General features: G+C 63.0%; 25 protein-coding genes. 12 read left to right on the forward strand and 13 right to left on the reverse strand.

Features of this window, described 5'->3' with window-relative positions; translation table 11 throughout:
- Positions 1–29 precede the first annotated feature (29 nt).
- Genes QQL79_RS14070 through QQL79_RS14080 form a run of 3 tightly spaced genes read left to right on the forward strand, consistent with a single transcriptional unit; the run spans position 30 to position 3,362 of the window.
- Positions 30–983 (forward strand): ABC transporter permease, encoded by a 954-nt coding sequence (locus QQL79_RS14070; RefSeq protein WP_284391862.1) that lies wholly within the window; start codon positions 30–32, stop codon positions 981–983.
- Positions 980–1,819 carry an ABC transporter permease gene (locus QQL79_RS14075; protein WP_284391864.1) on the forward strand — a complete coding sequence of 280 codons (840 nt, stop codon included), beginning with the start codon at positions 980–982 and terminating at the stop codon, positions 1,817–1,819. The genes QQL79_RS14070 and QQL79_RS14075 overlap by 4 nt, the downstream gene beginning before the upstream one ends.
- Positions 1,806–3,362: a dipeptide ABC transporter ATP-binding protein gene (locus tag QQL79_RS14080; RefSeq protein WP_284391866.1), complete on the forward strand. Its 1,557-nt coding sequence runs from the start codon at positions 1,806–1,808 to the stop codon at positions 3,360–3,362. Before QQL79_RS14075 ends, QQL79_RS14080 begins: the two co-directional genes overlap by 14 nt.
- Before the next feature lie 2 nt (positions 3,363–3,364).
- Here the strand turns inward: QQL79_RS14080 and QQL79_RS14085 are convergent, their stop codons facing one another.
- The 8 genes from QQL79_RS14085 to QQL79_RS14120 form a co-directional block, all read right to left on the reverse strand.
- On the reverse strand, positions 3,365–4,339 hold the full coding sequence (locus QQL79_RS14085; RefSeq protein ID WP_284391868.1) for a Bug family tripartite tricarboxylate transporter substrate binding protein: 975 nt from the start codon (positions 4,337–4,339) through the stop codon (positions 3,365–3,367).
- A gap of 79 nt (positions 4,340–4,418) precedes the next feature.
- Entirely contained in the window at positions 4,419–6,092 is a 1,674-nt protein-coding gene (gene bglA / locus QQL79_RS14090; protein ID WP_284391869.1) for a beta-galactosidase BglA, read from the reverse strand.
- Between the two features lie 73 nt (positions 6,093–6,165).
- The gene (locus QQL79_RS14095; protein ID WP_284391871.1) at positions 6,166–7,242 is read right to left on the reverse strand and encodes an Mrp/NBP35 family ATP-binding protein; all 1,077 of its coding nucleotides are present in this window, start codon (positions 7,240–7,242) and stop codon (positions 6,166–6,168) included.
- 83 nt (positions 7,243–7,325) lie between these two features.
- Positions 7,326–7,979 carry a fructose-6-phosphate aldolase gene (fsa, locus tag QQL79_RS14100; protein ID WP_284391873.1) on the reverse strand — a complete coding sequence of 218 codons (654 nt, stop codon included), beginning with the start codon at positions 7,977–7,979 and terminating at the stop codon, positions 7,326–7,328.
- A gap of 71 nt (positions 7,980–8,050) precedes the next feature.
- The gene (locus tag QQL79_RS14105; protein ID WP_284391875.1) at positions 8,051–9,235 is read right to left on the reverse strand and encodes an amino acid aminotransferase; all 1,185 of its coding nucleotides are present in this window, start codon (positions 9,233–9,235) and stop codon (positions 8,051–8,053) included.
- A 72-nt stretch (positions 9,236–9,307) separates the two neighbouring features.
- A complete protein-coding gene (locus QQL79_RS14110) occupies positions 9,308–10,240 on the reverse strand; it encodes an electron transfer flavoprotein subunit alpha/FixB family protein (RefSeq protein ID WP_284391877.1) in 933 nt (310 codons plus the stop codon).
- Entirely contained in the window at positions 10,240–10,998 is a 759-nt protein-coding gene (locus tag QQL79_RS14115; protein ID WP_284391879.1) for an electron transfer flavoprotein subunit beta/FixA family protein, read from the reverse strand. Before QQL79_RS14115 ends, QQL79_RS14110 begins: the two co-directional genes overlap by 1 nt.
- A gap of 318 nt (positions 10,999–11,316) precedes the next feature.
- Entirely contained in the window at positions 11,317–11,928 is a 612-nt protein-coding gene (locus tag QQL79_RS14120; RefSeq protein ID WP_284391881.1) for a GNAT family N-acetyltransferase, read from the reverse strand.
- A 189-nt stretch (positions 11,929–12,117) separates the two neighbouring features.
- Here QQL79_RS14120 and QQL79_RS14125 point away from each other — a divergent pair, with 189 nt between their 5' ends.
- The 4 genes from QQL79_RS14125 (at position 12,118) to QQL79_RS14140 (ending at position 15,339) form a co-directional block, all read left to right on the forward strand.
- Positions 12,118–13,287, forward strand: a complete 1,170-nt coding sequence (locus QQL79_RS14125) for a M20 aminoacylase family protein (protein WP_284391883.1) — start codon at positions 12,118–12,120, stop codon at positions 13,285–13,287.
- Between the two features lie 219 nt (positions 13,288–13,506).
- Entirely contained in the window at positions 13,507–14,562 is a 1,056-nt protein-coding gene (locus QQL79_RS14130) for an AbrB family transcriptional regulator (protein WP_284391884.1), read from the forward strand.
- A gap of 47 nt (positions 14,563–14,609) precedes the next feature.
- Positions 14,610–14,915, forward strand: coding sequence for a hypothetical protein (locus QQL79_RS14135; RefSeq protein WP_284391885.1), 306 nt, complete (start codon positions 14,610–14,612; stop codon positions 14,913–14,915).
- 115 nt (positions 14,916–15,030) lie between these two features.
- Complete coding sequence (locus QQL79_RS14140) at positions 15,031–15,339, forward strand: PepSY domain-containing protein (RefSeq protein ID WP_284391886.1); 309 nt, start codon at positions 15,031–15,033, stop codon at positions 15,337–15,339.
- Between the two features lie 221 nt (positions 15,340–15,560).
- Here the strand turns inward: QQL79_RS14140 and QQL79_RS14145 are convergent, their stop codons facing one another.
- Positions 15,561–17,186, reverse strand: a complete 1,626-nt coding sequence (locus tag QQL79_RS14145; RefSeq protein ID WP_284391887.1) for an alpha-glucosidase family protein — start codon at positions 17,184–17,186, stop codon at positions 15,561–15,563.
- Between the two features lie 116 nt (positions 17,187–17,302).
- Between QQL79_RS14145 and QQL79_RS14150 the strand changes: the two genes are divergently transcribed.
- Together QQL79_RS14150 and QQL79_RS14155 are read left to right on the forward strand one after the other, a co-directional pair.
- Positions 17,303–17,764 (forward strand): GNAT family N-acetyltransferase, encoded by a 462-nt coding sequence (locus tag QQL79_RS14150; RefSeq protein ID WP_284391888.1) that lies wholly within the window; start codon positions 17,303–17,305, stop codon positions 17,762–17,764.
- Positions 17,765–17,878: 114 nt separating this feature from the next.
- Entirely contained in the window at positions 17,879–18,217 is a 339-nt protein-coding gene (locus tag QQL79_RS14155) for a cupin domain-containing protein (protein ID WP_284391890.1), read from the forward strand.
- Positions 18,218–18,500: 283 nt separating this feature from the next.
- On the opposite strand, the gene QQL79_RS14160 is transcribed toward QQL79_RS14155, so the two are convergent.
- Positions 18,501–19,430, reverse strand: a complete 930-nt coding sequence (locus QQL79_RS14160) for a 2-hydroxyacid dehydrogenase (protein WP_284391895.1) — start codon at positions 19,428–19,430, stop codon at positions 18,501–18,503.
- 368 nt (positions 19,431–19,798) lie between these two features.
- Here QQL79_RS14160 and QQL79_RS14165 point away from each other — a divergent pair, with 368 nt between their 5' ends.
- The 3 genes from QQL79_RS14165 (at position 19,799) to QQL79_RS14175 (ending at position 23,174) form a co-directional block, all read left to right on the forward strand.
- A complete protein-coding gene (locus QQL79_RS14165; protein WP_284391898.1) occupies positions 19,799–21,220 on the forward strand; it encodes a circularly permuted type 2 ATP-grasp protein in 1,422 nt (473 codons plus the stop codon).
- A 199-nt stretch (positions 21,221–21,419) separates the two neighbouring features.
- The gene (locus tag QQL79_RS14170) at positions 21,420–22,367 is read left to right on the forward strand and encodes an alpha-E domain-containing protein (protein WP_284391900.1); all 948 of its coding nucleotides are present in this window, start codon (positions 21,420–21,422) and stop codon (positions 22,365–22,367) included.
- 6 nt (positions 22,368–22,373) lie between these two features.
- Positions 22,374–23,174 carry a transglutaminase family protein gene (locus tag QQL79_RS14175; protein ID WP_284391902.1) on the forward strand — a complete coding sequence of 267 codons (801 nt, stop codon included), beginning with the start codon at positions 22,374–22,376 and terminating at the stop codon, positions 23,172–23,174.
- A 79-nt stretch (positions 23,175–23,253) separates the two neighbouring features.
- Here QQL79_RS14175 and QQL79_RS14180 read toward each other — a convergent pair whose 3' ends face one another.
- The 3 genes from QQL79_RS14180 to QQL79_RS14190 all read right to left on the reverse strand — a co-directional run bounded on the left by QQL79_RS14180 (position 23,254) and on the right by QQL79_RS14190 (position 25,797).
- Positions 23,254–24,216, reverse strand: a complete 963-nt coding sequence (locus QQL79_RS14180; RefSeq protein ID WP_284391904.1) for a hypothetical protein — start codon at positions 24,214–24,216, stop codon at positions 23,254–23,256.
- 67 nt (positions 24,217–24,283) lie between these two features.
- The gene (locus tag QQL79_RS14185; protein WP_284391906.1) at positions 24,284–24,856 is read right to left on the reverse strand and encodes a shikimate kinase; all 573 of its coding nucleotides are present in this window, start codon (positions 24,854–24,856) and stop codon (positions 24,284–24,286) included.
- Positions 24,857–24,861: 5 nt separating this feature from the next.
- The gene (locus QQL79_RS14190; protein WP_284391908.1) at positions 24,862–25,797 is read right to left on the reverse strand and encodes an AEC family transporter; all 936 of its coding nucleotides are present in this window, start codon (positions 25,795–25,797) and stop codon (positions 24,862–24,864) included.
- Positions 25,798–25,862 lie beyond the last annotated feature (65 nt).

Genomic DNA, 25,862 nt, shown 5'->3' on the forward strand with positions numbered 1-25,862 from the left:
GGGGGTATTTTGCCCCGGATCTCAACGCCATGATCCTCTTCGCCCTCCGCCGTTTCCTCGGCTTTGCCGCCACCCTGCTGCTGGCAGCGGTGGTGATTTTCTATCTGCTCGACCTGCTGCCGGGGGACCCGGCGCGGTTCACGCTGGGCATTACCGCCACGCCCGAAGCGGTGGCCAATTTGCGGGCGCAGATGGGGCTTGATGCACCGGCGCATGAACGGTTGTTGAGCTGGATCGGCGGCATGCTGCGGGGGGATTTTGGCATGTCCTATACGCAGCGGGCGCCGGTGGCGGCGCTGCTGTGGGAGCGGCTGGCGGTGACACTGCCGCTGACCGTAATGGCCATGATCATTTCGGTGGTGATCGGGCTGCCGCTGGGTATCTTTTCGGCGCGGGCGCGGGGCAAGGCGCCGGATACGGCGATCATGGTGCTGGCGCAGCTTGGCGTGGCGGTGCCCAATTTCTGGTTTGGCATGATGCTGACGCTGGTGTTTGCCGTGGGGCTGCGCTGGCTGCCGCCGGGTGGGTTTACGCCCTGGGGCGAAGACCCATGGCTGGCGCTGCGCGGCCTGGTGCTGCCCAGCCTGGCGCTGGCGCTGCCGCAGGCCTCGATCCTGGCGCGGGTGATGCGGACGGCGCTGGTGGATGTGCAGGGGCAGGATTTTATCCGCACGGCGCGAGCCAAGGGGCTGACCATGGGCGAGGCCGTGTGGCGCCATGGGGTGCGCAATGCGCTGTTGCCGGTGCTGACCATTCTGGGGCTGCAATTTGCCTTTCTCATCGCCGGCACGATCATCGTGGAGAATGTGTTCTACCTGCCCGGCCTGGGGCGGCTGATCTTCACCGCGATTTCCGAGCGAGACCTGATCCTGGTGCGGGGGGCAACAATCGTGCTGATCGTGGCGGTGACGGCGACGATGTTCGTGGTCGACCTGACCTATGGGCTGGTCGATCCGCGGCTGCGGGAGCGGGGCACGCCATGAATTTTCTGAGGCGCCATCCCAATCTGATGATCGGCCTTATAGGGACAATCCTGTTTGCCCTGTTGGGGCTGGTCTCGCTGGTTTGGACCCCCTACCCGATCGCGCAAATCGATATCGCCCGCCGCTTTCTGGCGCCCATTGCCGAACATTGGCTGGGCACCGATAATCTGGGCCGGGACATGGCTTCGCTGGTCATGTCGGGCACGCTGACGAGCTTTGTGGTGGCGGCTTTGGCCGTGGCTATCGGGGCGGGCATTGGCGTGCCGCTGGGATTGGCCGCTGCAGCCTGGGGCGGGCCGGTGGAATGGCTGGTGCTGCGCTTTTCCGATTTCCTCTTCGCCTTCCCGGCGATCATCATCGCCATTCTGGTGACGGCTCTGTTCGGGCCCGGGGCGATCAATGCGGTGCTGGCGATTGGGCTCTTCAATATCCCGGTGTTTGCGCGGGTGGCGCGCGGTGGAGCGTTGAGCATTGCAACGCTGGATTTCGTGGCTGCGGGGCGGCTCGCAGGGCTGGGACCGGCCGCTATCGCCTATCGGCATTTGCTGCCCAATATCATGAGCCTGATTATCGTGCAGGGAACGATCCAGCTGTCGCTGGGCATATTGGCCGAGGCGGGGCTCAGCTATGTGGGGCTGGGCACCCAGCCGCCGGCGACGAGCCTTGGCCTGATGTTGCGCGATGCGCAATCGATGTTCCTGATCCATCCGTGGCTGACGCTGGTACCGGGGGTGAGCATAGTGCTCATCGTCATTGCCCTCAATATTGCCGGCGACGGATTGCGCGACGCTATCGATCCACGGCTGCGGCAGGTGAATGCCAATGTCGTTGCTTGAGGTCAAAGGGCTCTCCGTGCGCTTCGGCAATGCCGAGGTGGTCAGCGATGTGAGCTTTGCGCTGGAGCGCGGCGAACGGTTCGGCATTATCGGGGAGAGCGGGTCGGGCAAGACGCTGACGGCGCTGGCGGCGACGGGGCTATTGCCCGAGGGCGCATTGGTGGGCGGCAGTATCAGCATTGATGGTGTGCCCCTGCCCACCAATGAACGCGAGATGGCGCGGCTGCGCGGCAAGCGGATCGGCATGGTGTTTCAGGAGCCGATGACGGCGCTGAACCCGTTGATGCGAGTGAGCGAACAGATCGCAGAGGCTATTACCCTAAATCGCGGCGACAGCCCGCAATTGGACGTGCCCAATCTGCTCAAGGAAGTGGGGTTGGAGCTCAAGCACGGTGAGCGGTTTCCCCATCAATTGTCGGGCGGGCAGCGGCAGCGCGTGATGATCGCGGTGGCGCTGGCGAGCCAGCCCGACATTCTGATTGCCGATGAACCGACGTCGGCGCTGGACCTGATTACGCAGAAGCGCGTGCTGGATCTGATCGCCGAGATTTGCACGCGGCGGCGCATGGCGCTGCTGTTCATCAGCCATGACCTCAAGGCCGTCGGCGTGCTGTGCAGCCGGGTGGCGGTGATGCATCGCGGGCGGCTGGTGGAAATGGGTGCGGCATCGGCCGTGTTCACCCGGCCGCAACAGGATTATACGCGCAGGCTGATTGCGGCGTCGCGCTTCGAGGTGACGCGCGAGGACCATGCACAGGCGGGTGCGCCCCTGCTGGAAGTGGATCAGGTGGTGCGCGAATACCGGCAGGGCGGATGGTGGCCCTGGTGGGAGAGGCCGCTGCGTGCGGTGGATGGGGTGAGCCTTGCCATCAGCGAGGGGGAATGCGTAGCGCTGGTCGGCCCCTCCGGTTGCGGCAAGACCACGCTGGCCAAGATGATCGTGGGACTGGATAGCGCCACGGCGGGTCAAATCCGGCTCGGCGGGCGGAGCTATCACGGCACTGACCTGCCGCGGGAGAAGCGGCGCGATGTATCGCTGGTGTTTCAGGACCCATTCGGGAGTTTTAATCCGCGACTGACCATAGCCCAGTCATTGGGGGAGCCGCTGCGGCTCGAGGCAGAATTGGACCTTGTGGAGCGGCAGCGCCGGCTGGCCGAGGCCATCGAGGCGGTTGGGCTGCGGGCGGACATGCTGGCGCGGTATCCACATGAATTTTCGGGCGGGCAGCGGCAGCGGCTGGCCATTGCACGGGCGCTGGTGACGCGGCCCAAACTGGTGGTGCTGGACGAGCCGGTTTCGGCGCTGGATGTATCGGTGCGCGGGGAAGTGCTGGCGCTGTTGGCGCGGCTGCAGGCGGATTTCGGGCTGACCTATCTCATCATCAGCCACGATATCGATATGGTGCGGGCCGTGGCCGACCGCGTGCTGGTGATGGAGTCCGGGCGCATTGTCGAGGAAGGCTCGCCCGAGACCATATTTGCCGAGCCGCAGCATAGGCTGACGCGCGAGCTGATGGCCGCGCGCCTGCCCGATGTTGGATGAAGCTACTGGATTGTCGCGCCAGAGGCTTCGACCACTGGGGCCCAGCGTGCAACCTCGGTGGCAACGTGGGTGGCCAGCTCTTCCGGCGTCGAGCCGACGACGATGGCGCCCACCTCGGCAAGCCGTTCATGAACCGCCGGATCGTGCACGGCCGCGACGGCGGCCTCGTTGAGCTTGGCGACCACTTCGGGCGGCGTGCCCGCCGGCGCGAAGAGGGCATTCCAGGTATTGGTTTCGTAGCCGGGAACGCCGGCTTCATCCATGGTGGGAATATCGGGGAAGCTGGCGGCACGTTCGAGCGTGGTGACGGCCAGCGGGCGCAGCGTGCCGGCCTTCATGTGCTCGGTGGCCGAGGGGAGGTTGTCGAAGATGATCGGCACAGCGCCACTCAGCGCATCGACCAGCGCCGGACCTGACCCCTGATAGGGCACATGGACCATATCGACACCGGCCATGGACTTGAACAATTCACCCGAGAGATGCAGCGGGGTGCCATTGCCCGAGGAGGCATAGGCATGGGCTTCCGGCTCGGCCTTGAGCAAGGCGATCAGTTCCTCGACATTGGTGGCGGGAAATTCCGGATTGACCAGGAGCACATTGGGCACGGTCACCAGCAGGGAAATCGGAGCGAAATCGGCGCTGGGATCGAAGGGCGGGGTGGCATAGAGCGAAGCACTGAGCGCATGGGTAGCGATGGTGCCCATGAGGATGGTGTAGCCATCTGGATCGGCATCGGCGACGGCGGTGGCCCCGAGCACGCCCCCTGCCCCGGCCTGATTGACCACCAGGACCTGCTGGCCCAATTGGGCGCTCATGGCCTCGGCAACGATGCGACCGACAAGATCGGTGGACCCGCCGGCCGCGAAGGGGACGACCAGATTGATGGGTTTATTGGGAAAATCGGATTGGGCGATAGCAGGCAGCGACACGGAAAGCGCCCCGGCCGCAACGGCCAGGGTGAGAATAAGCGACTTCATCTATGGGTTCCTCCCGGGATAACGGGGAGGCAATTGCGGGTGGAGGGATTTGGTTCCATCCAACCGGCAAAATAATGGCTTAGCTCAAGATGCCGATATAGGCGCCGAAGGGTTCCAGATCGAGTTCGCCATCAATGGGAGCGGCGATGACGCCGGGGCAATCGGCGTGATGCGGTTCGAGGCCCGAAGGAATGGCAAATTCGGCGGCGCTGTCGCCCATATTGAAGACGCAAAACAGGCGTTCGGCACCGTCTTCGCGGGTGAAGGCCAGGATATTGCCTGTAGATTCCAGGAGGGTGATCTTGCCCTTGGCGAGGGCCGGATGGGTTTTTCGGAAGGCCAGGAGCGATCGGTAAAATTCGAGCACCGAGCCTTCGACGCCATGTTGGGTATCGACGGCGTGGGTCAGGTGTTCGGCCGGAACGGGCAGCCAGGTGCGCTCGGCAGTGGAGAAGGCGCCGTTGCGGACATGGGCCTGCCAGACCATGGGCGTGCGGCAGCCGTCGCGGCCCTTGAATTCAGGCCAGAATTCGATGCCATAGGGATCGACCAGATCGGCGAAGGAGAGTTCGGCTTCCTTGAGGCCGAGTTCCTCGCCCTGATAGAGGCAGACCGAGCCGCGCATAGCCAGGATCAGCGTGACGGCGAGGCGAGTAAAGGCGGCTTCCTGGCCATGGACAGCCCAGCGGCTGACATGACGCACGACATCGTGGTTGGAGAAGGCGAGGCAAATCCAGCCGTCGGGCGCTTCGCTTTCGGTGGCGGCAATGGATTTCTTGAAGTGATCGGCGGAGAATTCGCCGCCCAGATAATCGAAGGTATAGGCCATGTGCAGGTGGTCATCGCCCGAGGTGTATTGGGCCATGAGTTCAAGCTGGTGCTGGCTATCGCCAATCTCGCCCACTGTGGTCGTGCCGGGATATTCATCCATAAGGGCGCGCAGGCGGGTGAGGAAAGCGAGGTTTTCCGAGCGCGACTTGTCGTAGATATGTTCCTGGAAATTATAGGGGTTCACGGCCGGAGCCGTCGAAGCGTTGAAATCTTCGGGGCGGACCACGGGATTGTCCTCGAAGCCCAGCGAACAGAAGTAGAAATTGACCGTATCGAGGCGGAAGCCATCGACGCCACGCTCAAGCCAGAAGCGCATTTCGGCCAACACTGCATCCTGCACTTCGGGATTGTGGAAGTTGAGATCGGGCTGGGAGACCAGGAAATTGTGCTGGTAGTACTGCATGCGCCGGCTATCCCAGGACCAGGCCGAGCCGCCGAAGATGGAGAGCCAATTGTTGGGCGGGGTGCCATCGGGCTTGGGATCGGCCCAGACATACCAATCGGATTTGGCATTGGTGCGGGACTGACGGGATTCGGAGAACCAGGCGTGCTTATCCGATGAGTGGGAAATCACCTGGTCGATGATGACTTTGAGGCCCAGGGAATGGGCCTTTTGCACGAGGCGGTCGAAATCCTCCAGCGTGCCGAAGCTGGGATCGATGTCGCGATAATTGGAGACGTCGTAGCCGAAATCCTTCATCGGGGAGGTGAAGACCGGCGACAGCCAAATGGCGTCGACGCCCAGATCGGCGACATAATCGAGCCGGCTGGTAATGCCCACGAGATCGCCCACACCATCGCCATTCTGGTCCTGATAGGAGCGCGGATAGATCTGGTAGATCACCGCGCCACGCCACCAATCGGCATCGCGGGCCGCCTCATCGGGGTGTTTCTGCTCGGTCATCAGGGAAGTGGCAGTCATGAGGGGCTCCAGGACAGGCGGTTAAGCTGCAGATCCTAGAGTGCTGACACGGCGCAGCTATGGCAAGAGACGGCTAGCGCCGCAGCGCGGGTGAGCCTTGCAGAATTTTTGCGGCAATGGCGCGGAAGGCCTGGGCTTCAGGGCCTGTCGGGGCGGAGACGACCGGGGGCTGGCCGGTGTCGGAGTTTTCGCGGATCGACATGACCAGCGGGACGGCGCCAAGGAAGGGCATGTCGAGTGTTTTGGCAGCGGCTTCGGCGCCGCCGGTGCCGAAAATGTCGTAGCGGGCGCCGGTATCAGGGGCGATGAAATAGCTCATATTCTCGATCAGCCCAAGCAGGGGCACACCCATGCGGCGCAGCATGTCGATGGCCTTTTTGGCGTCGATCAGGGCCAAGTCCTGCGGGGTCGAGACGATGACGACGCCATCGACCTCGGACTGCTGGAACAGGGAAATGTGGATGTCGCCGGTGCCGGGGGGCAGGTCGACAACGAGCAGATCGAGATCACCCCAATCGGTTTCGCGCAGCAATTGGCGCAGGGCGGAGGTGGCCATGGGACCGCGCCAGACCACGGCCTGGTCGGGATTGAGCATGGAGCCGATCGACATGGCCTTGAGGCCAAAGGCGTTATGGGGCGAAAAAATGCCGTCTTCGCGCACGGCGGGTTTGCCTTCGAGGCCCAGCAGTTTGGGGATGGAGGGGCCGTAGAGATCGGCATCGAGAATGCCGACGCTGAGGCCCTCTGCAGCGAAAGCCAAGGCCAGATTGACCGCGGTGGTAGATTTGCCGACGCCGCCCTTGCCGGAACCGACGGCGATGATGCGCTTGACGCCAGGCACGGCTTGCTTGGGTGCGGGGCCGGGGCGGCCTTGCGCGGCGGCCTGGCCGGTGGCGGGGGGCTTACCCGACGTCAGTGAGACCATAATCTTGCGGCCGGGCGCCACGGCTTGGGCGGCCTGCTGGGCAGCGTCGCGGGCGGGGCCAAAAGCGGCCTCCATGCCGGGCGCGACGGCGATGGCAAAGGCTACGGCGCTAGGGGTGACGATGATTTCGGACAAGCCCGCATAACCGGACAGCATGCCGCCGCCGGGGATTTCGACGGCGTCGAGCGCGGATTTGATGGCGGCGGCGAGTTCGATATCGGCCATTCAACTTCCACGACACTTGAGAGCCCCGATCCACCCCTCTCCCTTGAGGGGAGGGAGGCAGATCGGGGTCAACATTAATCCGCTTAGACGATCGTCTGGCCCGTGGCTTTCCAGTCCTTGAGGAAGCCTTCGATGCCCGCATTGGTCAGCGGGTGGTTGGCCAGCTTGCGGATCACGTCGGGCGGGATCGTCGCGACGTCGGCACCGGCCAAGGCAACCTGGGTCACGTGGTTGGGCGAGCGGATCGAAGCGGCCAGGATCTGGGTCTCGAACTGGTAGTTGTCGTAGATCTGGCGGATATTTTCGATCAGCTCGACGCCATCGAGATTGATGTCATCGAGGCGCCCGAGGAAGGGCGAGATATAGGTCGCGCCGGCCTTGGCAGCCAGCAGGGCCTGGTTGGCCGAGAAGCAGAGCGTGACGTTGGTTTTGACGCCACGTTCCTTGAAGGTCTTGGTGGCCTTGAGGCCATTGAGGGTCAGGGGGAGCTTGACCACGACATTGCTGGCCAGCTTGGACAGCACTTCGCCCTCGGCAATCATGCCCTCATATTCAAGGCTGGCGACTTCCGCCGAGACCGGACCCGGCACGGTGGCGCAGATTTCCTTGACCACGTCCTTGAAGTCGCGGCCGGACTTGGCGATCAGCGACGGATTGGTGGTGACACCATCGAGCAGGCCGGTATCGTACAGCTCCTTGATGTCCTTGATTTCTGCAGTATCGACGAAGAACTTCATGGTTCCCTCCTAGAGCTGTTCAGCAAAATGTGTAGCACGGCGGCGCCGGGCTGCAAGGCGATTGGACTGGCTTATTTGATCGCCGAGAGCATGGCTTCCGCCAAATCGCCGACCCGATCCTCCGGGATGCCGGCGACATTGATGCGACTGTCACCAATCATATAGACACCATTGGCGGCTTTTAAATGTTCGACCACGTCATTGGGCAGGCCCAATAGCGAAAACATGCCGCGATGGGCGGCGATGAAGTCGAAATCCTTGGAGTTCGAGCGCTGGCGAATGGCTTCGGCCAGCTTTTCGCGCAGCGCGATCATGCGGCCGCGCATCTGGTTGAGCTCGGCTTCCCACTCGGCGCGCAAATCCTTGTCTTCAAGGATGACGCGGATGATCTCGGCACCATGATCGGGGGGCTGGGAATAGGCGCCGCGGATGATGTTGAGGAGCTGGGAATTGGCAATGTCGGCCTGGGCCGCATCCCTGGCGATGAGGATGGCGGCGCCGATGCGTTCGCGATAGAGGCCGAAATTCTTGGAGCCCGAAAAGGCGATCAGCGCTTCGGGGACCGAAGCGATCACCTTGCGGGTGCCGTAGGCATCTTCGAGCAGACCGTCGCCAAAGCCGAGATAGGCCAGATCGATAAAGGGCAGCGCGCCGGTTTTGGCAAGGCTTGCCGCGACCTGATCCCATTGCGCATTGGTGAGGTTGGCGCCGGTCGGGTTGTGGCAGCAGCCATGCAGCAGCACGACATCGTCCTTGCCCAATTTATCAAGCGCGGCAAGCATTTCGGGGAATTTGAGGCCACGGGAATCGGCGTCGAAATAGGGGTATTTTTCGACCTTGAGACCGGAATTTTCGGCGATCGGGTTGTGGTTGGGCCAGGTCGGATCGGAGACCCAGACCGTGGCGCCGGGCTTGGCGCGGTTGATCAGCTGCATCAGGACCCAGAGCGAGCCGGTGCCGCCGGGGGCCTGGGCGATGCGGACGCGGGCGCGGTCGACGCTATCGGCCAGGGCTAGATCGAGCACGGCGGCGCCAAAGCCCTTATTGCCGGCAATGCCCAGATAAGTCTTGGTTTTTTCGGCTTCGAGAATGCGCTGTTCGGCCTTGCGGACGGCGGACATGACGGGCGTGACGCCCTTTTCATCCTTATAAACGCCGACGCCGAGGTCGATCTTGGTGGGGCGCGGGTCGGCCGCGTATTCGCCCATGAGCGCCAGGATCTTGTCGCCGGGGGCCTTGGAGAGAGTCTCGAACATTTTGAGGTGTCGTTCCGGTGGGAAGGCGCCGCCTTTATAGGCGGCGGGGCAGGATTTGCAACGCCAAGACGATCAGCGTTTGAGCCCGATTTTGTCGAGTTCGGCGATGAGCTGGGGGATGACCTGGAAGAGATCGCCGATCAGGGCGATATCGGCCAGCTTGACCAGGGGCGCCTCCGGATCGGTATTGATGGCGACGATCTTCTTGGCGCCCTGAATGCCGGCAAGGTGTTGTAAAGCCCCGGAAATTCCGATGGCGATGTAGAGATCGGGGGCGATGATCTTGCCGGTCTGGCCGACCTGCCAGTCATTGGGGGCATAGCCGGCATCGACCGCGGCGCGGGTGGCGCCGACGGCGGCGTTGAGTTTTTTGGCAAGGGATTCAATGAGTTGGAAGCCCTCGGCCGACCCCACCGCAATGCCGCCACCGACCACGATCTGGGCAGTGGCGAGGTCGGGGGTTTCCGACTGGGTGCGATGGGAGGCGATGAGTTTGGCGGCCGAAGAAACGCCAGAAGTATCAATGGCTTCAATAGGCGCGGCATTGCCGGTGGCGGCAGCGCGAAAGGCCGAGGCGCGCAGGGTGAGCAGGTGCTTGGGCTGGTTGGAAGCCACCGTTTGCAGGGCATTGCCGGCATAGATGGGGCGTTCGAAGCGATTGGGGCCGAGGATGGCGGTGACATCGGTCACCGGCATCAGATCGAGCTTGGCGGCGAGGCGCGGGAGCACATCCTTGCCAACCGAACCGGCACTTGCGACCACATAATGATAACGGACTGTTAACGTTGACAGTAGCATTTCGAGGCTATCGGCGACAAAAAGCCCCTCTGCGGTCAGGACCTTAGCGACACCGGCAAGCGTGGAAGCGGATTGAGCGGGTGCAGCGATGTTTTCGCCGGCCAGCAGGATATCGACCGTGCCCAATTCGGCGACCGCATGGACGATGCGGGCCGTGGCGGGCGACAGCACGCCCTGGTCGTGATCGGCAAGAACCAGAACGCTCATCACAGCGCCTCCATCTGCGAGATATCGGCGGCGATGAAGGCGGCCAGTTCAGCGACTGTGCCCACTGACTTTCCTGCCACACGCTCGGGCGGCGGGGATATCTTTTCAACGACAAGGCGCGGCGCCAGGTCGACGCCGAAATCGGCGGCGGGGCGGGTGGCCAGGGGCTTGGAGCGGGCCTTCATCACCTGCGGCAGCGCGGCATTGCGCGGGGTATTAAGGCGCAGGTCGGCGGTGACGATGGCGGGCAGCGGCAGGGAGAGGGTCTCGCGGCCGGTATCAACCTCGCGGGAGACTTCCAGGCCCTGGCCGGTGACCTTGATTTCGGATGCGAAGGTGGCCTGGGGGCGACCGGTCAAGGCGGCCAGCATCTGGCCGACATGGTTGCTGTCGTCATCCACTGCCTGCTTGCCGAGCAGGACCAGGCCGGGATTTTCCTCGGCGGTGATTTTGGCGAGGAGCTTGGCGATGGCCAGGGTTTCGAGCTGGGCATCGGTTTCGATCAGAATGCCGCGATGGGCGCCCATGGCCAATGCGGTGAGGATGACATCAGTGGCGGGCTTGGGGCCGATGGAGACCACGACCACTTCATCGGCTTGGCCGGCTTCGGCAAGCTGGACGGCAGCCTCCACGGCATGCTTGCAGAAGGGGTTCATCGACATGCGCACGCCATTGGTCTCGACGCCCGAACCATCGGGACGGACGCGAATGCGGACGTTGTGGTCAACCACACGCTTGACGGCAACAAGGATCTTCATCGGTTCGTCTTCGGCTCCCCTCGAAACTGGCGTTGTCATGGCAAAGTTGGGCGAGACGGACAAGGCCGGCAAGGGAAATTCTGACCAGCGGAGGGAGGATTTTTGGAAAAGGGTGCCGGGGGATCTCTGCCTGCGCCGGGAAGGGAAGGTTTGACGGGCGCTATCTGGTTCTGACCACCGTCGCTTCCCTCGGGCTTGACCCGAGGGCCACTCGCCGCTCGTGCCGGTTGATAGAGGCCCTCGGGGCAAGCCCGAGGGAGGCGATTGTGTGGTGGAGGATTGGCGGACTCGATCGCAGGCCGGCGCCACGGCAGGCGGCTAAGCTATGGTCTTGACCATTGTGGTCGCAGAACGAAATCCGAATATGGGCTTGAGTATCCCGAGCGATATCTGTGACTGCGCCGCAAATCCCCGCCGCTGATAAAGCGATTGCGCCCTGGGGTTTTCGTCGATGACGTCAAGGCGGACCTGTTTCAGGCCCGTGGCGCGGGCGTGTTTTTCGATCGCTTCCAACAAGGCGGAGCCCACGCCGAGGCTGCGAGCTTCGGGATGGACGAAAATTCCGTCCATCAACAGCGTTCCGGGTTCGCATTTCCGCTCCAGAACGCCAATCAACAGGCTGCGCGCCAAGCCGCCGACCCAGCCATAGACTTTCGCCATGGCGGCCAGATTGCCGCCGACAAAAGCGCCGGCGGGCGTCTTGAAGCCGGCTATGCCGAGAAAGGCGCCATCCCGGGAAACAGCCGAGATCGCATGGCTAGGGTCCAGGGCCTGTTCCAGAAAAGCCATGGCCTTTGGCTCGGGGCCAAGGGGATAGCGCAGCTTGCGGGAAAAGGCCTCCCAATAGCCGGCGGCGACAAGCTGACGATGCTCGGGCCGGAACCCAGGCTCGATACTGTAGCTTTCGCCGCCTTCCAAGGACGCAGCCATCGCGTTTCTCCCCGTCTATTCGATTTCATCGCGGGATATGGTTGGTGGGGCCATAGGCCTTCAAGGGGCGGCAGAGGCAAAGTTGACGCCGAATTGCGCCTTGTCTCGCGCCGCCGACCTTCGCGCAGGTTGACGCCAGCGGGCGGGGCGGCGACATTGGCTGGAGCTTTGCCGCATTTGGACTTGTTGATGCCCGTATTGAACCGAATTGCCGAATTTCATGACGAAATCGCCGCCTGGCGCCAGGATTTCCATCAAAACCCGGAAATCCTGTTCGATGTGGAACGGACTGCCGGGAAGGTTGCAGCGCTGCTGGAGCAATTCGGGGTGGACGAAATCGTGACCGGGCTGGGCCGGACCGGTGTGGTGGGGATCATCAACGGGCGGAGCAATGCCAGTGGCAAGACCATCGGGCTGCGCGCGGATATGGACGCGCTGCCGGTGACGGAAAAGACCGGCAAGGATTATGCCAGCGCGATCAAGGGCCGGATGCATGCCTGTGGCCATGACGGGCATACGGCCATGCTGCTGGGGGCGGCGAGATACCTGGCCGAGACTCGCAATTTCGACGGGCGGGTAGCGGTGATCTTCCAGCCGGCTGAAGAGGGTGGCGGCGGCGGCAAGGAAATGGTGCAGGACGGGCTGATGGAGCGCTTCGGCATTTCCGAAGTCTATGGCATGCATAATTGGCCGGGCATGCCGCTGGGGCATTTCGGCATCCGCGAGGGCGGCATCATGGCCGCGACCGACCGGTTCTATATCGATATTTCGGGCGTGGGCGGGCATGCGGCGCGGCCGCACCAGACGGTGGACCCCATTATCGTGGCGGCGCATCTGGTAACGGCGCTGCAGACCATTGTGTCGCGCAATGTCGACCCGCTCAAAAGCGCTGTTGTCTCGGTGACCATGGTGGAGGCCGGGGAAGCCGATAATGTGATTTCCCAGACCGCCAAGATTACCGGGACGGTGCGGACGCTCGATGGCGAGGTGCAGGATTTTATCGAGGCGCGGCTGGGCGAGATGGTGCCGCAATTTGCCGCGACCTTTGGCGCGACGGCGAGCATTCGCTATGCGCGGGGATATCCGGTGACGGTGAACGAGCCGGGGCGGACGGCCTTTGCTGCCGAGGTGGCGGCCGAGGTGGCAGGCGCCGACCGGGTGGATGCGGACGTGCCGCCATCGATGGGCGGAGAGGATTTTTCCTTCATGCTGGAGGAGCGGCCGGGGGCCTATATATTCCTGGGCAACGGGGACAGCTCGGAGCTGCATACCGATACGTATGATTTCAACGATGCGGCCATTCCGGTGGGCGCGACCTATTGGGTGCGGCTGGCGGAGAAGGCCATGCCGGTGGGGTAAAGGTGGCGCGACCGCGTCCCCTGCCTTCGCGGGAATGACACTGTAGCCAGGAATACTATCGTGGGTTGAGAGCCCATATGCCTTCCCCGGGGGCAAAGCCCGGATATCGGGGCTCCCGGCCCCCCCTCCCAACTTCCCTCATAGAGGGGGAGGTTCTGGGCCGGTGGGTGGACAATGTTTAGTGGCTAATGAAGGGCCTCACAGAGGCGCACACCTATAATGTCGACTGGTTCTTCTTTCCTTGCGCAGATTTACCCCACCCTGCTGACCCTCGCCGTTTCGGCTGCCGGAGGTGCCGTCGCGACGGCGCTCGGCATGCCCGCCGGGTGGTTGATGGGTGGGGCGCTGGCGGTGACGGCGGCGGCTATGGCCGGATTGCCGATGGCCATTCCCAACCGATTGCGGGACGTGGTGTTCGTGCTGGTGGGCATGATGATGGGGGCGAGCGTGGCGCCCGACAGTCTGAGCCTGATTGCCAGCTGGCCGGTGAGCCTTGCCGCGCTGGCGGTGGAGCTGGTGCTGATCATTTCGCTGACCGGCTGGATGCTGTCGGCCGTGTTCAAGCTCGATACGGGCACGGCCTATATGAGCTCGTTTCCCGGCCACTTGTCCTTTGTGATGGGCATTGCATCGGCCGGGGTGGGCGAGCCGCGGCAGATCGCCATTATCCAGGTGATCCGCATTTTGATGCTGACCATTGTCGTGCCGATCGGCGCGATGTTTTTGCCGATCGATCATTTCACGCCGCCGGTGGCGAGCGAATTTCTGAATGTCTGGCAATTGCTGGGGCTGGCGGCGGGCTGCATTGCCGTGGGACTGGTCTTTATCTGGCTCAAGGTGCCGGCAGGGCTGGTGCTGGGATCGATGGCGGCGGCGACTGCGGCCAAGCTGGGCGGGCTTTATACCGAGGCCATGCCGGGACCGCTGGTAATCGCGGCCTTTATCCTGGTGGGCGCGCAGATCGGCTCGCGCTTTGCCGGCATTACGCGGCAGGAATTCGTCAATGCGGCCAAGGGCGGCGTGGTGGCGACGGCAATGACCGTGGGCATTGTGACGGTGATGGCCTGGATCGTCAGCCTGATCGTCGACATGCCCTATGGGCAGATCTGGCTGGGCCTGTCGCCGGGGGCGCTGGAGGGCATGGGCGCGCTGGGGATTGCGCTGGGCTATGACACGGCGTTTATTGCCGCCCACCATGTGATCCGGCTGTTGATGCTGAGCTTTGCCATTCCGGCGGTGGTCATATTGATCCGGCGGCGGGAAAAGGCGGCGTGAGGCTGCCACAATCACCGGTCACAGCAGAGCGAGATGAGGAGATTTTCATGTCCAGGAAATTGATGACGGTTTTCGCGCTGGCAGTGCTGGCCGCCACGCCTGCGACTGCGGCGCCCTTCTGCACCGGGGGCGATTGGGGCTCGGGCGGTATCCGGATCAGCGGCGGTATCCGCATCGGCACGATAGATTCGGACGATCGTCACGAGATCAACCTGATGCGGCTGCGTCGGGCCGGGATCGATGCGACCCGGGCCGAGGAATGGAACGGCTGTATCCGCGCCTTTGTGCGCCAGCCGGGCGGCGGGGAAATCATGCAGTTCTTCGATCCGAACACGCTGGAACAGGTCTACTGAGCTTGGACCTTACCAGCCTGTCGCAAGCGTAATGCAGGTGAACGCGCTTTAACTGGCGATGGCCGGCCAGCGGGATCAGGATGATCACTCCACAACGGATGAAAGGATGTGGAAAATGATCAAGATCCTCATGACATTAGCGGCTGCGGGCCTCGTTCTGGGCGGCGCGGCCCTGCCCGCCCAGGCCAATACTCTGGCCGCCAATACGGTATCGCCGACCAGTTGCGATGCGACCTATTCGGTGCGGCACCACGAATTCGCCATCGAGCAGGGGCTCAAGCGCGAAGGCTATAATGTTTCGAGCGTCAATGACTGGAATGGCTGCGTGCAGGCCTTCGTCACCGGCGCCGACGGCCATTCGACCATGGCGTTTTTCGACCCGGTAACGCTGAAGCCCGTGGGGCCGACGGCGGCGAAGGGATAGTCGCCACATAGGCGGCTGGAAAGAGACCCTCGGGGTGAACCCGGGGGCCTTTTGTTTTTTGGGGTGATCCCGTACCCACCGTCGCTTCCCTCGGGCTTGACCCGAGGGTCGCTGTGGCAAATCGGCGACCCTGGTGCTTGTGGCGCGAGGCCCTCGGGTCAAGCCCGAGGGAAGCGACTGTGGGATGGGAATATTGGGGGCACGCCCGATATCCCCTGTCCTTAGTTCAGCTTCACCTTGCCGTCGGTCAGGGTGATGAAGGCGTAGCCGTTGGGGCCGAATTCCAGCTTGCCATCCTGCAGAGTGGCGTTGCGGGAGATGGGGTCCAGCGCGGCGCCTTCGGCGGTGAGCTTGAGTTCGTGGGGCTCGGGCGAGAGGTTGAAGACGCAGAGCATATCGGCGTCGGGACCGGTGCGGCGGAAGGCCAGGATGGGCTCCTGGGTCTTGAGGAAATCGATATCGCCGTGGCTCAGCACCGGGTGAGTGCGGCGCCAGGCGAGGATGGCGCGGTAGAAGGCCAGCATGGAGTTTTCGTCGGCGTCCTGGATGGCAACGTTGAGGAGCGATTGGGGTGGCTTAATGGGGAGCCAGGGGGTGCCGGTGGTGAAGCCATTGGGCGCTTCACCCTCGTCCCAGGGCATGGGCGTGCGGCAGCCGTCGCGGCCCTTGTCTTCGGGCCAGAAGCGAATGCCGCGCGGGTCGGTCAATTCCTCGAAGATGAGGTCGGTTTCGGGCAGGCCCAGTTCTTCCCCCTGATAGAGGCAAACCGAGCCCTTGAGGCTGAGCATGAGCGCGACGGCCTGGCGGCCGAGATCGGCGGCATCCAGGCTATGGGGCGCCCAGCGGGTGATGTGGCGGGGCACGTCGTGGTTGGAAAAGCTCCAGCAGGGCCAGCCATCCTTGCTTTCCCGATAGAAGCCTTCGACCCGGCTGCGGAAGTGTTTTGCGGTGAAATCGGGGCCGAGGAATTCGAAGGAATAGCACATGTGGAGCTTATCGCCGCCGGAGGTGTATTCGGCCATGAGCTCGACGGCGCGATGGCTGTCGCCGACTTCGCCCACCGAAGTTGTGCCGGGAAACTCGTCGAGCAGGGTGCGGACACGCTTGAGGAAGGCGACGTTTTCCGGCTGGCTTTTGGAATATTTGTGCTCCTGCATGTCATAGGGATTGACCGCATAGGGCAGATGCTCGTCGCGCTTGTTGGGCGGGTTGGAGCGCAGTTTCTTGTCGTGGAAATAGTAATTGACCGTGTCGAGGCGGAAGCCATCGACGCCGCGTTCGAGCCAGAAGCGCATGATATCGAGCACCGCGTCCTGCACTTCTCCGTTGTGGAAGTTGAGGTCGGGCTGGCTGGCGAGAAAATTGTGCAGGTAATATTGGCCGCGGGTCGGGTTCCATTCCCAGGCGCGGCCGCCGAACACGGCGGGCCAGTTATTGGGCGGGGAGCCATCGGGGAGCGGGTCGGCCCAGACATACCAATCGGCGCGGGCATTGTCGCGCGAGAGGCGGGATTCGCGGAACCAGGGATGCTGGTCGGAGGTGTGGCTGACCACCTGGTCCATGATGACCTTGAGGCCAAGGGTGTGGGCGCGCTCGATCAGGCTATCGAAATCCTCCATGGTGCCGAAGAGTGGATCGACATCGATGTAATTGGAGACATCGTAGCCCATATCCTCTTGCGGGCTCTGGGTAATGGGCGAAAGCCAGATGCAATCGACGCCGAGGCTGGCGATATGATCGAGCCGGCGCAGAATGCCGGGCAGATCGCCGACGCCATCGCCATTCGTGTCCTGGAACGAGCGCGGATAAACCTGGTAGATCACGCCGCCGCGCCACCAATCAGCCATGGTAAAGCTCCTCATTATTCATCGGGCAAGCTAGATTCCTGGGGCAAGCTAGCCGGTTGCGATGGCCGTGGGAATCGCCCTCAGGTGCAATTGGCCAATGCAAGGAAGGCACGACGATGACGGTGACCACCGCACTGCTGATCGACCATGAAGAGGCTTTGGGGCCGCTGGTGGCGCTGTATGAGACGCAATGGCCGGACTGGTACAATGCGCGCGGCGCTTCGGCGCGGGCCGATCTCAGCGAGCGGTTACAGCGGGAGCGGCTGCCGCTGGGCATTGTGGCCTTGATCGATGGAATGGCCGTGGGGACCTGCGCACTGACAGTGACATCGGGCGGGCTGGTGACGGAACGCTCGCCCTGGCTGGGCGGGCTGATGGTCGATCCGGCGTTCCGGCGGCAGGGTGTTGCCAGGCTATTGCTGGCGCGGGCCCGGCGGGAAGCGCGGCGGCTGGGACATAAAAGGCTTTATGCGCTGACGGCCGACGCCGTGCGCCTGTTCGCGCGGGCGGGATGGATCGAGACCGATGTGATCCTGATGAGCGGAGAACCACACCGGATTTTCGTGACAAGCACCTAGAGCGCATCGCGATTCTTGCCCCGAAACCGGTGACCGCTTTCGGGAGATATGCTCCAGGCTGTCGAAACCGGCAGGGCTCGTCCGTCGTCTGATCAGAGATCGAGGAGAGCTGACATGATGCATGTATTGCGGGCCGAGGACCGGCCGCCGAGCAAGAGCCGGACGATCCGGTTCGAGGGGGATGCCTATGGCACGGGCATTTCGTTTTTCTCGGTGGACAATGAACCGGGGCAAGGGCCGGGATTGCATGTGCACCCCTATCCCGAGACGTGGATCGTCAAATCGGGGCGAGCGCGCATCGTGGCGGGGGACATGGTGATCGAGGTGGGGCCGAACGATATCGCAGTGGTGCCGGGTGGGGTGCCGCATAAATTCACCAATATCGGACCGGGGCGGCTGGAGATCGTATGCATCCATGCCGCTGGGACGATGGTACAGGATGATTTGGAGTGAGGGACTTTTGCACCGGTGCGTGCGGAGAGGTGGATTGCCCGGACGAAGCGCTAAATTGCAGCAATCGCGACGTTTCCCTCGGGCTTGACCCGAGGGGCGACTGGATTGGGCATTGCGGTTCGTGGTTGCGGGGAGTGGCCCTCGGGTCAAGCCCGAGGGAGGCTATTGTGGTTGGGATGTTACGATCCTGGGACCTTGCATCCGGGCTCTTAACACCCGCTCCCAACCTCCCCCGCCGAGGGGGAGCGCCGATTGGGCTCTCGGGCGAAAGTGACTATGGGAGCTAAACCACCTGGCTAAGGAGAGGCTCGCCGGCGAAATGGGCGTCGAGATTGGCGACGAGCATGGCGCCCATGGCGTCGCGGGTTTGGCGGGTGGCGCTGGCGTGGTGGGGGGAGAGGACGACGTTGTCGAGGTCCATCAGTTCGGCGGGGACTTCGGGCTCGCCATCGAAGACGTCGAGCGCGGCGCCGGCAAGGCCCCCATTGACCAGCAGCTCGACCATGGCGGGCTGATCGACCAGGGTGCCGCGGGCGACATTGACGAGGCGCCCTTCGGGGCCGAGCGCTTCGAGCACGTCTCGCGAGACGATGCCCTGGGTGGATTTGCCGCCGGGGGCGACGATGACGAGCCAGTCGCTGTCGCGGGCCATATCGACCAGATTGTCGTAGTAGATATGGGGCACGGAAGGCTGGCGGCCGCGGCCGTAATAGACCACGCGCATCTTGAGGGCCTGGGCGCGGGCAGCGATTTCCTTACCGATGCGACCGAGGCCGAGAATGCCGACCGTCTTGCCGGTGAGTTCGGCGGAGAGGCCGAAATTGTTGCCGGGCCATTTGCCGGCGCGCACGAATTTGTCGGCGACGACGATGCGGCGGCCCAGCGCGATCATCAGGCCGATGGCCAGTTCGGCCACCGCGTCGTTGAGCACGTCGGGAGTGTTGGTGACGCGGATATTGGCCGCTTTGGCGGCTTTGGTGTCGATATTGTCGTAGCCGACGCCGAAATTGGCGATGATTTCGAGATTGGGGAGCTGGGTGAGCAGGCCGGCATCGACATTGCCGCCGGCGACGGCGCGGATGCGGCTGCCATTGGCCTTGAGCCAGGCGGCGGGATCGGGCTGCTCGTAGAGCTTGTGGACCGTGTAGCGCTGGGCAAGCGCGGCTTCGCAGGTGTCGAGGAGCTTGCCGGGTTGCAGGATTTCGATGGTCATGATTGCTCCTCCAGATGATGTTGGGCGACACCATAATGGGCGGAACGGGCAGGACAAGCCCTGGTCGGGCTGATCCGTCAGGTGTTTGGCTACCTGGTCATTCCGGTGCAGGCCGGAATCCATGCTGTGGGGCATTGATGGCGTGGTTGGCCTTCAGCATGGATCCCGGCCTGCGCCGGGATGACATCGTGGGTAGTGGTGCAGTCGTGCGAGGGCACAACGACCCCCTCCCCAGCCCTCCCCTCAAGGGGGAGGGAGGGCAAGAGCACTGAGGCTTGCGATTGTCGATCTGACCGGCTGGACGGCTGCGTACAAATGTGTAGCAATGTGAAGGCGATGGGCTAAGCCGTAACAGCATGCGGAGCATAATGGCCGAAACTGCGCCGTTCGATGAAATGTACAATGCGGATGGTTCTGTCCGCGAACCTTATCGGGCCCTGAACGCCTGGCTGGAAGAGCAGCCCGACAAAGCCCTGACATTGATGCAATCGGATGCGGAGGCGATTTTCCGCAAGCTGGGCATTACCTTCGCCGTCTACGGCTCGGAGGAAGGGACCGAAAAGGTCATCCCGTTCGATGTGATCCCGCGCATTATAGCGGCGCAGGAATGGCGCAAGCTCTCCAAGGGGATCGAGCAGCGCGTCAAGGCGCTCAATGCCTTTCTCTACGACATCTATCACCGCCAGGAGATTTTGAAGGCCGGGCGGATACCGGAAAAGCTGATCCTGCAGAATGCCGCCTTTGCCCCCGAAATGATGGGGCTGGAGCCGGCCAAGGGTGTCTATGCCCATATTATCGGGGTCGATATCGTGCGGGTGGGGCCGGACGAATTCTATGTGCTGGAAGACAATCTGCGCACGCCTTCGGGGGTCAGCTATATGCTGGAAGACCGCGAGGCGATGATGCAGCTGGCGCCCGACTTGTTCCATCGCTGCAAGGTGGCGCCGGTGGAAACCTATCCGGAAAACCTGCGGCGGACGCTGGAAAGCGTGGCGCCGGGCGGGGCCGGGCAATCGCCCAATATCGCGGTGCTGACGCCGGGCATCTATAATTCGGCCTATTTCGAACATTCGTTCCTGGCCGACCAGATGGGCGCCCAGCTCTGCGAGGGGCCGGACCTGTTTGTCGATGGCGGCAAGGTTTATATGCGCACGACGACCGGGCCGGAACGGGTGGATGTGATCTATCGCCGGATCGACGACGATTATCTGGACCCCCTCACCTTCCGGCCCGATTCCATGCTGGGCGTGCCGGGCCTGTTCAACGCCTATCGGGCGGGCAATGTCACGCTGGTCAATGCGCCGGGAACCGGGATTGCCGATGACAAGGCGGTTTATACCTATGTGCCTGAGATCATTGAATTCTATCTCGGGGAAAAGGCGCTGCTGAATAATGTGCCGACCTATAATTGCACCGATGAGGAACAGCGCAATTGGGTGCTGGCCAATATCGCTGATCTCGTGGTCAAGGAAGTGCATGGCTCGGGCGGCTATGGGATGATGGTGGGGCCGACCTCAAGCAAGGCCATGCATGCCGAATTCAGGAAGAAAATCGAGGCGCGGCCGGACAATTACATCGTGCAACCAACCTTGGCGCTCAGCACCTGCCCCACTTACGTCAATGCCGGGGTGGCGCCGCGGCATGTCGATTTGCGGCCCTATGTGCTGGTGGGCGACCGGGTGCGGATTACGCCGGGCGGGTTGACGCGGGTGGCGCTGAAAAAGGGCTCATTGGTGGTCAATTCGAGCCAGGGCGGGGGGACCAAGGATACGTGGGTGCTGGAAGATTGATGATGGTTCCGGCATCCCAACGCGACAAGTTCCGTGCTTCTTCGCCTCCCTCCCCCTTCGAGGGTGGGGGTCCTTCAGTGGCCTACAAAACCACCCCCTCCCCAGCTTTGCTACGGCCCTTCGGGCCTAGCGGCGCTACCCTCCCCGCAAGGGGGAGGGTGGGCAAGAACCGATGGCTCGTACCTTGCGGGGTGCAGTCATGATGCTCGGACGGACGGCACAAAACCTGTTCTGGCTCTCGCGCTATGTGGAGCGGGCCGAGAATATGGCGCGGTTGCTGGAGGTGGGCTATCGCATGAGCCTCACCAGTCGGCGCGAGGGGGGATCGAGCGAGCATCTGATGTCGATGATGCAGGCGGCGGAGGTCGATGAGGCTTTTGCGGCAAAGCACAAGACGGCCGATGTCGATACGGTCGCCCATTTCATGATGTTTGACCCGGATAATTCGAGTTCGGTCTATTCGTGCCTGCAGGCGGCGCGGACCAATGCGCGCTCGGTCCGCACGGCGATCACCACCGATATGTGGGAGAGCATGAACGGGGCGTGGCTCGAATATGCCCAGATCAAACCGCGCGATGTGCGGGGAGCAAAGCTGCTGGGCCTGTTGCAATGGGTCAAGCAGCGCAGCCATGAATTTCGCGGGGCATTGTTGGGCACGATTTTGCGAGACGATGGCTTTGCGTTTTTGCAGGCCGGCAATTTCGTCGAGCGGGCGGACAATACCGCCCGCATCCTGGACATGAAATATTATGTGCTGCTGCCGCGGGCGACGCTGGTGGGCGGCGATCTCGATATCCAGCAATGGACGCTGATCCTGCGGGCGGCGTCAGCGCATCGCAGCTATCGCCATGTCTATCATGACCGCTACAAGGCGCAGAACATCACCGATTTCCTGATCCTGCGGCCGGAAATGCCACGGTCGCTGAACTTTTGTGCGCGCTTCGTGCAGCAGAATCTTGATCTGCTGGCGGATTTCTATGGGCGCAAGCAGGAATGCCAGGAGGCGGCGAGCCAATTGCTGGCCATGGTAGAGGATACCAGCATGGACAAGATTTTCAGCCATGGGCTGCATGAATTCCTCACCGAATTCATCGCCCGGAACAATCGGGTGACCGACACGCTGTCGGACAGCTATAATTTCTACTGAGGTCGCATGCGCATTGCCATTCGCCATCGATTGAGCGTCACGCCGCCGGCCGGCACGGCCAATGCCGTGCTGCAATTGCTGCTGACGCCGCAGGGCGGGCCAACACAGAATGTGGAGAGCTGGAGCGTGGAAATGGCGGGGATCGGCAATGCCGGCCGCTTTATCGACGCCTATGGCAATGTGGCCCATCTGGTGAACCAGAGCCGGCCCGAGGGCGAACTGGTGGTGACGGTCAAGGGCGTGATCGAGACCACTGACCGGCATGGCGTGCTGGGGCGGGTTGGGGGCGAGCCGGTGCCGGCGCTCTATCGGCGGGTGACGCCGCTGACCAAGGCGCCGGTGACGCTCTATGGCAAATTCCGCAATGCCAAGGAGAGCCGGCTCGATGTATTGCATGCGCTGATGGCGCGGGTGGGCGAAACGCTGGGCACGAGCGAAACGCCGGCACAGATGCAGGCCGATGGCGGGCAGAGCCAGAGCCAGGGCGAGGCGGGCAAGGCGCTGCCGCCGGCCAGCGATTACGCGCATAGCTTTGTCGGGGCGGCGCGGGCGCTCGATATTCCGGCGCGCTATGTGACGGGCTATCTGATGGGCGCGGAGGATGGTGTATCGGCGTTCCACACCTGGGCCGAAGCCTTTGACGAAGGATTGGGCTGGATCGGGTTCGATGCGAGGCTACAAATGTGCCCCACCGACCGGCATGTGCGGCTGGCGGCAGGGCTCGACGGGCTCTCGACGCAGCCGCTGCGCGTGGTGCCGGCAGGGGATGGGGCTCGGGACATCGAGGTGAGCGTGGCCGCGGCGTAAGTCCCAACGCCGCCACCCGGCCCTTCCCTCAAGGGGAGGGAGGACGAGAGCTGTGAAATATCGCCCGTCGGCAGCTCGGCTAATAATAGCGCTCGAGATGGCGCGACGCAGCGGCCGCGATCTGGGTGTCGGAGTTTTGGACCAGGGTCTCGAGGCGGGATTGCATGCCGGGGACAGGACCGTGCATTTCGGTCGCCGTCATCAATGCCAGATCGACGAAGCCGCCAGCCAGCATGCGGTCGACCATGGCGGGCGAGAGGCTGCAGAGTTCGTGCAGGTAGAACTCGATGTCGTTGCTGGGCATGTCATCGAATGGCGGCGGCGGGCCCCGGCGGCGCTCCAGTAAATCCATCATCCAGGGGGTCACGGTGCTGGCCCATTCGGCATCGGCCCAATCGCCGCCGGCATGGGATGAGGACCAGAAGGGTCCGGCAATGCCGGGCCGCGCCAGTTCCTTTGCGCCGATGAGGGCAAAGAGGTCGGAACGACTGGGGGCGGTATCGTCCTCGGACCAATTGCCGAGCATGATGGCGGCACACCCGCGTACCCAATTGGAGGGATGATCGAGCAGGGCGATCCAGGCAGCGGCTTGTTCGGGCCAATCCGGTGTTGGTGGCGTGAGCAATATCCGTAAGCCGGCGACAAGATCGGGGTCGAGGCCGGAGGGCGGCTGGCGTTCGAGCCTATCGAGCCAGGCCAGCACATGCGACAGCTGCTGCTGCGATGGGTTGCGATAGCGCAGATGCCGGATGAAGGAGGGCAGCACGTCGGGATGGCTTTGATTGGCCGTCTCGATCGTATCGAGCAGCCATTCCAGCCGCTCAATGTAATGGCCCGGCGGCGGAAGGTCCGGCCGGTCTTCCCAATAGCGTTCCCAAAGTACAGCGGTGGCCAGCCGCTCGGCAGCATCGTCCCTTATCCAGGGTTCGGCATGGCCGAGCCAGTCGGCTACGGCTGAACAGAAGGCGATCCGCTCGGCTGGCGACAGTTCATGAAGCGGAGTTTGGCGCAGCTCGAGATAGGCCTGGGGGCTTTCCGGCACTGGAATTGTCTCCTGCTTTCCTGCGTCTTGAAATGGAGGTTCCCGCTTTCGTTCTGCCGGGAAATGGCTAACCGCCAGCCTGCCCCGCATGTAGCCTCTCGATCAAGGCCTCGGCAATCTGTGCTGCAGGTGCGTTGGCGATGGCCAGCAGATCGCCCTCATCCTTGTAGATGTGGAAACGGGCCTGGAATTTCTGCTCCTCGGTTTCCCGGACCAGGCCAAAGCCCCGCGTCAGCTGGCGGGCGACGACCAGCGCGGTGGCCTCGGCCAGATCGAGCGAGGGCAAGAGCGCAATTGTATAGCCGGTGGACAGCAGGGCGCGGGCGGCCTCGTAGTCCTCGGAACTTCGAGCAGCGGCAAGGAAGCCGGATGCGGTGACGAAGATGCCCGGAGCATCCATCGCTGCAACAAGCCGGGCCGCCAGGGCCAGGTTTTCGGCGCGATAGGCCGCATAGCCATGGCGGTCGATGAAAGCGCCGATAACTTCGATCTCGCGGCAGAAAACATGATCGAGATCGATAAGGGGACGGTTCATTTGGGCGGCAAGTTCCCGGCCCAATGTCGATTTGCCAACGCCACCGGGACCGACGAGGAATATGGTCTGCTCCTCCGACCAGGGGCGGCGCATGTCGAACTGCATGAACCTTACGGCCCCAGAATATAGAGCCAGCCGGAAATAGTGATGGCCGAGGCTATGGTGGTGATCAGCACGGTGTTGGTCGCCACGCTGACGGAGCGGTTGTAATAGGTGGCGAAGATATAGGCGTTGACGCCGACCGGCATGGCGGCCAGCAGGATGCCGTAGCGGGCGATGGCCATGTCGACATGGAACACCCAGATCATCAGCACATAGGCGATGGCGGGGTGCAGGATCAGCTTGATGGAGGAAGCGACCAAAGCGTGCTTCCAGCTGTCGCTGAGCTTGTATTCATTGAGGGCGCCGCCGACGCCGAAAAGGGCAGCGGGAACCACGGCCTGGCTCATCATGACGAAGAAGGCTTCGGCCGGTTCGATCAGGGTAACGCCGGCGAAGGAGGCGATCATGCCCGCCGCAATGCCCCAGATCAGCGGATTGGAGCCGACGCGTTTGGCGGCAACGATGAGGGTCTTGCCCAGCGACTGGCCGTCGCGACGGACCAGTTCCATGGTGACCATGCCGATGGTGAGCAGGATCGCGCCATGGAGGCCAATGATGGAGAGCGTCACCGGGAGCGCTTCGGGGCCATAGGCGCGCTGGATGATGGGCAGGCCCACCAGCACGGTATTGGTGAAGGTGCCGGAAAAGGCGGCGGAGACGCCCTCGCCGGGGCGATTGCGGAAGAATTTGATGGCGATGAAAATGCCCAGCGCAAAGCAGACCAGCGCGCCGGCATAGAAGGGCACGATGATCGACAGATTGAAGGCCGAGCGGAAATCACTGGTGAGCAGGGAATGGAACAGCAGGCACGGCGTCGCGAAATTGTTCACGAAGGCGATTAGGCTCTTGATACCCTCGGCTGGAAACAGGCGCAGGCGCACGGCGCCATAGCCGAGCGCCATCAAGGCGAAAACCGGCGCAATAACAGTGATGATGGCAAGCATGGCCGGGACCCGGGGCCGAAGGACCCCTCTGCCCTAACCCGTCCGGGTCGAAGGGTCAATCTGCA

Source organism: Devosia yakushimensis, assembly GCF_030159855.1.
Taxonomy (GTDB): Bacteria; Pseudomonadota; Alphaproteobacteria; order Rhizobiales; family Devosiaceae; genus Devosia; species Devosia yakushimensis.

Excerpts from the sequence above, each read along its gene's own strand:
- QQL79_RS14070 (WP_284391862.1), top strand. The coding sequence starts at position 30 with ATGATCCTCTTCGCCCTCCGCCGTTTCCTCGGCTTTGCCGCCACCCTG.
- QQL79_RS14075 (WP_284391864.1), top strand. The coding sequence starts at position 980 with ATGAATTTTCTGAGGCGCCATCCCAATCTGATGATCGGCCTTATAGGG.
- QQL79_RS14080 (WP_284391866.1), top strand. The coding sequence starts at position 1,806 with ATGTCGTTGCTTGAGGTCAAAGGGCTCTCCGTGCGCTTCGGCAATGCC.
- QQL79_RS14085 (WP_284391868.1), bottom strand. The coding sequence starts at position 4,339 with ATGAAGTCGCTTATTCTCACCCTGGCCGTTGCGGCCGGGGCGCTTTCC.
- bglA (WP_284391869.1), bottom strand. The coding sequence starts at position 6,092 with ATGACTGCCACTTCCCTGATGACCGAGCAGAAACACCCCGATGAGGCG.
- QQL79_RS14095 (WP_284391871.1), bottom strand. The coding sequence starts at position 7,242 with ATGGCCGATATCGAACTCGCCGCCGCCATCAAATCCGCGCTCGACGCC.
- fsa (WP_284391873.1), bottom strand. The coding sequence starts at position 7,979 with ATGAAGTTCTTCGTCGATACTGCAGAAATCAAGGACATCAAGGAGCTG.
- QQL79_RS14105 (WP_284391875.1), bottom strand. The coding sequence starts at position 9,235 with ATGTTCGAGACTCTCTCCAAGGCCCCCGGCGACAAGATCCTGGCGCTC.
- QQL79_RS14110 (WP_284391877.1), bottom strand. The coding sequence starts at position 10,240 with ATGAGCGTTCTGGTTCTTGCCGATCACGACCAGGGCGTGCTGTCGCCC.
- QQL79_RS14115 (WP_284391879.1), bottom strand. The coding sequence starts at position 10,998 with ATGAAGATCCTTGTTGCCGTCAAGCGTGTGGTTGACCACAACGTCCGC.
- QQL79_RS14120 (WP_284391881.1), bottom strand. The coding sequence starts at position 11,928 with ATGGCTGCGTCCTTGGAAGGCGGCGAAAGCTACAGTATCGAGCCTGGG.
- QQL79_RS14125 (WP_284391883.1), top strand. The coding sequence starts at position 12,118 with ATGCCCGTATTGAACCGAATTGCCGAATTTCATGACGAAATCGCCGCC.
- QQL79_RS14130 (WP_284391884.1), top strand. The coding sequence starts at position 13,507 with ATGTCGACTGGTTCTTCTTTCCTTGCGCAGATTTACCCCACCCTGCTG.
- QQL79_RS14135 (WP_284391885.1), top strand. The coding sequence starts at position 14,610 with ATGTCCAGGAAATTGATGACGGTTTTCGCGCTGGCAGTGCTGGCCGCC.
- QQL79_RS14140 (WP_284391886.1), top strand. The coding sequence starts at position 15,031 with ATGATCAAGATCCTCATGACATTAGCGGCTGCGGGCCTCGTTCTGGGC.
- QQL79_RS14145 (WP_284391887.1), bottom strand. The coding sequence starts at position 17,186 with ATGGCTGATTGGTGGCGCGGCGGCGTGATCTACCAGGTTTATCCGCGC.
- QQL79_RS14150 (WP_284391888.1), top strand. The coding sequence starts at position 17,303 with ATGACGGTGACCACCGCACTGCTGATCGACCATGAAGAGGCTTTGGGG.
- QQL79_RS14155 (WP_284391890.1), top strand. The coding sequence starts at position 17,879 with ATGATGCATGTATTGCGGGCCGAGGACCGGCCGCCGAGCAAGAGCCGG.
- QQL79_RS14160 (WP_284391895.1), bottom strand. The coding sequence starts at position 19,430 with ATGACCATCGAAATCCTGCAACCCGGCAAGCTCCTCGACACCTGCGAA.
- QQL79_RS14165 (WP_284391898.1), top strand. The coding sequence starts at position 19,799 with ATGGCCGAAACTGCGCCGTTCGATGAAATGTACAATGCGGATGGTTCT.
- QQL79_RS14170 (WP_284391900.1), top strand. The coding sequence starts at position 21,420 with ATGATGCTCGGACGGACGGCACAAAACCTGTTCTGGCTCTCGCGCTAT.
- QQL79_RS14175 (WP_284391902.1), top strand. The coding sequence starts at position 22,374 with ATGCGCATTGCCATTCGCCATCGATTGAGCGTCACGCCGCCGGCCGGC.
- QQL79_RS14185 (WP_284391906.1), bottom strand. The coding sequence starts at position 24,856 with ATGCAGTTCGACATGCGCCGCCCCTGGTCGGAGGAGCAGACCATATTC.
- QQL79_RS14190 (WP_284391908.1), bottom strand. The coding sequence starts at position 25,797 with ATGCTTGCCATCATCACTGTTATTGCGCCGGTTTTCGCCTTGATGGCG.